Origin of the sequence: Pseudonocardia ammonioxydans (assembly GCF_900115005.1) — a bacterium.
GTDB classification, from domain to species: Bacteria; Actinomycetota; Actinomycetes; order Mycobacteriales; family Pseudonocardiaceae; genus Pseudonocardia; species Pseudonocardia ammonioxydans.
Genome location: NZ_FOUY01000103.1, coordinates 1 through 6080, shown reverse-complemented (window position 1 = coordinate 6080; position 6080 = coordinate 1). Strand labels below are relative to the sequence as shown.

General features: G+C 72.9%; 9 protein-coding genes. All 9 read right to left on the bottom strand.

From position 1 onward, the window contains the following. On the bottom strand, positions 1–362 hold a 362-nt coding region (locus tag BM093_RS33995; RefSeq protein WP_281248760.1), incomplete at its 3' end, for a CoA-transferase. A gap of 2 nt (positions 363–364) precedes the next feature. Continuing rightward, positions 365–1150 carry a CoA transferase subunit A gene (locus BM093_RS33990; RefSeq protein ID WP_093357335.1) on the bottom strand — a complete coding sequence of 262 codons (786 nt, stop codon included), beginning with the start codon at positions 1148–1150 and terminating at the stop codon, positions 365–367. 23 nt (positions 1151–1173) lie between these two features. After that, positions 1174–1956 (bottom strand): 3-oxoadipate enol-lactonase, encoded by a 783-nt coding sequence (pcaD, locus tag BM093_RS33985; RefSeq protein WP_093357331.1) that lies wholly within the window; start codon positions 1954–1956, stop codon positions 1174–1176. Next, positions 1953–2444: a nuclear transport factor 2 family protein gene (locus BM093_RS33980; protein WP_093357327.1), complete on the bottom strand. Its 492-nt coding sequence runs from the start codon at positions 2442–2444 to the stop codon at positions 1953–1955. The genes pcaD and BM093_RS33980 overlap by 4 nt, the downstream gene beginning before the upstream one ends. After that, positions 2441–3280, bottom strand: a complete 840-nt coding sequence (locus BM093_RS33975; protein ID WP_093357321.1) for an adenylyltransferase/cytidyltransferase family protein — start codon at positions 3278–3280, stop codon at positions 2441–2443. The genes BM093_RS33980 and BM093_RS33975 overlap by 4 nt, the downstream gene beginning before the upstream one ends. Next, positions 3277–3564: a muconolactone Delta-isomerase gene (catC, locus tag BM093_RS33970; protein ID WP_093357317.1), complete on the bottom strand. Its 288-nt coding sequence runs from the start codon at positions 3562–3564 to the stop codon at positions 3277–3279. The genes BM093_RS33975 and catC overlap by 4 nt, the downstream gene beginning before the upstream one ends. A 2-nt stretch (positions 3565–3566) precedes the next feature. Continuing rightward, positions 3567–4688 (bottom strand): muconate/chloromuconate family cycloisomerase, encoded by a 1122-nt coding sequence (locus BM093_RS33965; RefSeq protein ID WP_093357314.1) that lies wholly within the window; start codon positions 4686–4688, stop codon positions 3567–3569. A gap of 80 nt (positions 4689–4768) precedes the next feature. Next, positions 4769–5623 (bottom strand): catechol 1,2-dioxygenase, encoded by an 855-nt coding sequence (catA, locus tag BM093_RS33960; RefSeq protein WP_093357311.1) that lies wholly within the window; start codon positions 5621–5623, stop codon positions 4769–4771. Positions 5624–5672: 49 nt separating this feature from the next. Continuing rightward, a partial coding sequence (locus tag BM093_RS33955; protein ID WP_281248759.1) for a 4-hydroxyphenylacetate 3-hydroxylase C-terminal domain-containing protein occupies positions 5673–6080 on the bottom strand: 408 nt, incomplete at its 5' end.

Below are 6080 nucleotides of genomic sequence, written 5' to 3'. Positions count from 1 at the left end.
TTGCCGGGGACGGCCCAGTTCGCCAGGTCACCGTTGGCCGCGACCTCCATCCCGCCGAGCACGGCCACGTCGAGCTTGCCCGCCCGGATCTGGCCGAACGAGTCCGACGAGCCGAAGTAGGCCGCGCCGTCGTTGACGGTCACGGTCTCCTTCCCGGCGTTGATCAGGTCCGCGTCGACCTCGTCGTCGGCCGGGTACGGGCCGACCCCGAGGATCCCGTTCTCCGAGTGCAGCACCACCGTGCGGCCCTCGGGGATGTAGCCGGGCACCAGCGTCGGCATCCCGATCCCCAGGTTCACATACGAGCCGTCCGGGAGCTCCTCGGCGACCCGCGCCGCCATCTCCTCACGCGTGAGAGTCATGATCACCGCACCGTCCTGAACTCGACCGGCTTGTCCACATCGGGCACGTGCACCACGCGTTCGACGTGGATGCCGGGGGTGTGCACGTGGTCGGGGGCGATCTCACCCGGCTCGACCAGGTGCTCGACCTGGGCGATCGTGACCGTGCCGGCCGCGGCGGCGTCGGGGTTGAAGTTGCGCGCCGAGCGCCGGTAGACCAGGTTGCCGTGCCGGTCGCCCTTCCAGGCGTGCACCAGCCCGAAGTCGGGCACCAGCGCCCGCTCGAGCACGTAGGACACCCCGTCGAACTCGCGGACCTCCTTGGCCGGCGAGGCCACCGCCACCGACCCGTCCGGATGGTGGCGCCACGGCAACCCGCCCTCGGCGACCAGCGTCCCGACCCCGGCCGGGGTGTAGAACGCCGCGATCCCCGCGCCACCGGCCCGCAACCGCTCGGCCAGGGTGCCCTGCGGGGTCAGCTCCAGCTCGATCTCCCCGCCCAGGTACTGGCGGGCGAACTCCTTGTTGTTGCCCACGTACGAGCCGATCGTGCGCCGGATCCGCCCGGCCGCCAGCAGCGTGCCCAGCCCGAACCCGTCCACACCCAGGTTGTTCGAGATCGTCTCCAGGTCCGTCGCACCCTGCTCGAGCAGCGCCGCGATCAGCACCGTCGGGACCCCGCACATGCCGAAGCCACCGACCGCCATCGACGCCCCGTCGCCGATGTCGGCGACCGCCTCCGCCGCGGAGGCCACGACCTTGTTGTTCCCGCCCCGCCGGCTCCGCCGGCTGCCGGCCCCCGTGTCCATCTCAGCTCCCTGTCGGCTTCTCGTCAGCGCCGGTCCGCACCGACCGAGGCCAGGTGCGCGGCCAGCAGCTCGTTGACCTGCTCGGGCTTCTCGGCGTTGAGCAGGTGCGCGGAGTCGGCGACGGTCTCGAACCGGCCGTCGGGGGCACCGTCGGCGATCACCCTGACCATGTCCGGCGGGGTCGCCGGGTCGTCGGCGCCGGCGATCGCGAGCACCGGCACGGCGATCGCGCCCAGCCGGTCGCGCAGGTCGAACGTGGAGATCGCCTCGCAGCACCCCGCGTAGCCCTCGGCCGCGGTGGCGCGCAGCATCGCCAGCAGGCGCTCCGCCTCGTCGGTGCCGGCGAACGAGTGCACGAACCAGGTCCCGGGGCGGCTGGCGACCATGGCCTCGGTGCCGTTCTCGCGGACCGTGGCGGCCCGGCCCGGCCACGCGGCCGGGTCGGCGAAGCGGGCCGCGGACGCCATCGCGGTCAGGCTCAGCACCCGGCCGGGGTGGTCGAGCGCGAGCTGCTGGCCGATCGCGCCGCCGATCGACACGCCGGCGTAGTGCACGCGGTCGATGTCGAGACGGTCCAGCAGCGCGACGACGCTCTGCGCGAGGCCGGCCATCGTGTACGGCCCGTCCACGGCCGGGGTGCCGCCGTGCCCGGGCAGGTCGAAGCGGAGGGTCCGGTAGCGGTCGGCGAACGCGGCGACCTGGGCGTCGAACAGGTGCAGGTCGGTGCCCAGCGACGGGCCGAGCACGAGGACGGGCGCGTCGTCCGGGCCGTCGATCCGGTGGTGCAGGGCGATGCCGGCGGTCATGCGAAGGGCCTTCCGGGGTAGGTGGCGGCGGCGGAGGCGACGGTGAAGCGGCCGTGGTCCCAGCCGTCGGTGAGCGGGACGAAGTAGTCGAACGTCACCTGCTTGGTGACGTAGCGCCACGCGCCGTCCACCCGGCGCAGTACGTCGGTGTAGCGACCGGCCGCGATGTGCGGTTCGCCGTCCTGCACGCAGGGCTGCCACAGGAACGACCGGGCCCGGGCGGTGTCCGGACCGTCGAGGGTGATCTCGAGGTTGGTCACGTGGTGCCAGAAGGCCGTGAGCCCGGCGTCGGCGAGGCCGGCGAAGAAGGTGCGCAGCTCGGCGTGGCCACGGGCGGTGGACAGGCCGACGAACTCGCCGTCGTCGGTGAACAGCGAGACCAGGGTGTCCCAGTCGCCGTCGTCCAGCGCGCGGCAGTAGCGGGCGTCGAGGTCGCGGATCGCCTCGATCGCCTCCAGCCGGGCGATCCGCTGTTCCAGCTCGCTCATCGTTCTCCCTCCGCTCGTCCGTGGAAGGTCACCGCGACCGGACCGTCACCGGCCGGTCCGGCGTCGATCCGCAGCACCGGCGCCGCGGCACCCGCCCCGTCGGCGACACCCACCCCGTCGATGACACGCACGACGGTGGCGCGACCGTTCACGTCCGCGTGGTACCGGCCGGGTGGCGGCACCGCCGTGTCCGGGTCGAGTGTGACCAGGTTCCCGCTGCGGCGCCCGTCCACCCGGTGCGGGCGGCCCAGTGCCCGGGTCGCGGCGTCGAGGTCCCCGGCACGCAGGCACCGCCGTGTATAGCTGGACGAGCACGGCGCGTCCACCGCCTGCAGCAGCGGCACGGCGTGGGTGGTGAACCCCAGACCGGCGCCGAGCTGCTGCAGGGTGGTGACGTCGCCGGCCGCCCTCGCCCCGAAGGTGAAGTTGACCCCGACGACGACGGCGCGCGCGTCGAGCACCCCGGCCAGCACGTGCCGGGCGAACTCCTCCGGGCTCAGCCCGGCCAGGTCGCGGGTGAAGCGCAGCACGCACACGGCGTCCGCACCGGCGGCGCCGGCGAGCTCGGCCCGGTGCTCGAGCGAGCTCAGGGTGGCGGTGTCCTTGCCGGTGCCGAGCACCCGGGCGGGGTGCGGGTCGAACGTGACCAGCACCAGCGGCAGGCCGCGCTCGTCGGCGACGTCGCGGGCGTGGTCGACCAGGCGCCGGTGGCCACGGTGCAGGCCGTCGAACACCCCGATCGTCAGCACGCTCGGCCCGAGGTCGGCGGGGACCTCGTCGAGGCCGTACCAGAGCGGCGTCCGCACCGGGGCACGCTGCGCCAGCGCGGCGGTCACGGTTGCGCCTTGAGGTCGGAGGGATGTGTCGCCAGCGGGGTGACCGTGATCCTCATGTACGGGAACAGCGGCAGTGACGACAGCAGCGCGTGCAGCTCGTCGCCGGACCCCACGTCGAAGATGCTGATGTTGGAGTACTCGCCGACGACCCGCCACAGGTGCGGCCACACGCCCGAACGCTGCAGTTCCAGGGCGCGGGCCTTCTCCTCGGTGACGATCTCGGTGCGCCGCTCGGGGTCGAGGTCGTGCGGGATGGCGACATCCATGCGGACGTGGAACAGCATCGTCATTTCCTCCGGAACGCGCGGATCTTGTCGGGGTCGAGCTCGACACCGAGCCCAGGCCCCTCGGGCAGGTGCAGGCCGTCGGCGTCGTAGACGAGCGGCTCGACGAGCATCTCCTCGGCCATCAGCAGCGGACCGAACAGCTCGCTCCCCCACCCGGTGGCGGGGCTGGTGCAGGCGGCGTGCAGCGACGCCGCGGTGCCGACCGGGCTCTCGATCGAGGTCGCCGCGTAGCAGGGCACACCGGCCGCGGCGGCCACCTCGGCGATCGCCCGGCCCGCCCGCAGGCCGCCGGACTTGGTGGTCTTGATCGCGAAGATCCCGGCGGCCCGGGAGGTCACCAGCCGCAGCGCGTCGGCCGGGGTGCGCAGGCTCTCGTCGGCCATGACCGGGATCGGCAGGGCCGCGCTGATCGCGGCCATCGCGTCGATGTCGTGCCCGGGAACGGGCTGCTCGATCATCTCGACGCCGGCGGCGGCCAACCCGGGCAGGTGGGTCAGCGAGGTCAGCCGGTCCCAGCGGGCGTTGATGTCGACCCGCACCCCGGCGACCCCGGCGAGCTTCTCGGCGACGGTGGTGATCCGGTCGACGTCGGCGGCCGGGTCCTGCGCGCCCATCTTCAGCTTGAACGAGGTGTGCAGCCCGGTGTCGAGCTTGGCCAGGGCCTCCTCGACGACGGTCCCGGCGGACTCGGTGCCCAGCGCCCAGGTGACCGGCACGCTGGTGCGGGCCGGGCCGCCGAGCAGGGTGTGCACCGGCACGCCGAGGTGGCGGGCCCAGGCGTCGTGCAGGGCGACCTCGACGGCGGTCTTCGCGAACAGGTTCGCGGCGACCACATCGGCGGTATCGCGCAGGATGCCGGCGACGTCGTCGACCCGGCGGCCGACCAGGACCGGCACCAGGTACCGCTCGACGATCAACTGCATGGTCTCGACGGACTCGCCGCCCCACCACGGCCCGCCGGGCACCACTCCCTCGCCGACGCCGGTGACCCCACCGGCGGTGCGGACGAAGACGTACAGCACGGGCTGGGCGTCCATGCCGGCCCGGGCAAACCGGTGGGCACGGCGCAGCGGGATGTCGACGATCACGGTCTCGACCCGGTCGATCCGCATCTCGCTCATCGGGAGTTCTCCGTTCGGGAAGGGGGCGGCGTGGGAGGCGCCGGGACCGGGACCGCACTCACCGGTCCCGGCGCCGGTCCTCACGGGCGCTCGAGCACGAAGTCGTACTCGACGGTGTGGGTCCCGTCGCCGGCGTCGGCCGGGTCGAGGATCAGCTCGGGCTTGGTCGCGGTCGCGACGTCGCTGTCGAGCCACTCGCCACCACGGAAGTACAGCTGGGTGGTGATGGTGCGCATGCCCGGCGCGCTGACCAGCAGGTGCAGGTGCGCGGGCCGCCACGGGTGCCACCCCGCGGCCTCGATCATCTTCCCGGTCGGGCCGTCGGTCGGGATCTGGTACGGCGCGGGCTCGATCGTGCGGATCTCGAACCGGCCGGCGGAGTCGGTGACGACCACGCCGCGCAGGTTGCCCTCGGGCAGGTGCGGGGCGAACCCGGAGTAGTAGCCCTGCTCGTCGGCCTGCCAGATGTCGACCTCGGCACCCGGCAGCGGGTTGCCGCCGGTGTCGCGGACCTGCCCGGAGAACACCAGCACGGTGCCCTGCTCGTCCGGACGCTGCGGCAACGTGGCCGGCGACTCGAGGCGGGCCTGGCCGGGCAGGTAGTACGGGCCGAGGATCGAGCCCTTGGTGCAGCTCTGCGTCCGGGACGCGACGTCCTCGACCACGTGCTCCACGAACACGTCGAGCAGCAGCGGCCACTCGCCGCCCTCCCCGACCTCGATCAGGAACTGCTTCGCGGCCTGGAACTCGTCGTAGGTGACCTCTTCGGACCGGATGGTCTCGTGGATCCCCGCCAGCAGCGAGGTGAGGACCGCGGAGACCCGCTCGGGCGCGACGCCGGACGGGCCGGAGGCGGTGGACCGGGCGGCGCGGAACGCCTCGGTGGCCGAGCTGCCGGATCCCGCGGCGGTGGGAGAAGGCTGTGTGGTGGTCATGGTGTGTCCCTTGTGGATGTCAACTGTGGAAGGTCAGCGACGGGAGGGGTCAGCGGCGGCCGAACATCGACACGTCGTCGTTGTTGGCCAGGTCCGGCACGGTCCAGCCCTTGAGGTCGTACTCGTCGAGGCACTGCTCGGCGAAGCCCTTCATCGCCCCGGCCATGCCGGACTGTTCGGCGGCGCCGAGCAGTTCGGCGCGCACGCCCTCGTGGTTGCCGGAGTAGTTGCGCTCGTAGAGCTCGTGGCGGCCGCCGAACTCGGTGCCGATGGAGTCCCAGATCAGCTTCATCAGCTTGACCCGGTCCACGGCCTCGTAGCCGTTCGAGCCGCGCACGTACTTGTCGAGGTAGGGCCGCACCTGCGGGGACAGGAAGTCCGCGGCGTGGCTGGGCAGGTAGATCAGCGAGGCGCCGAGGTCCTGCATGATGATCTCCTTGACCCGGGGGTAGCCCTG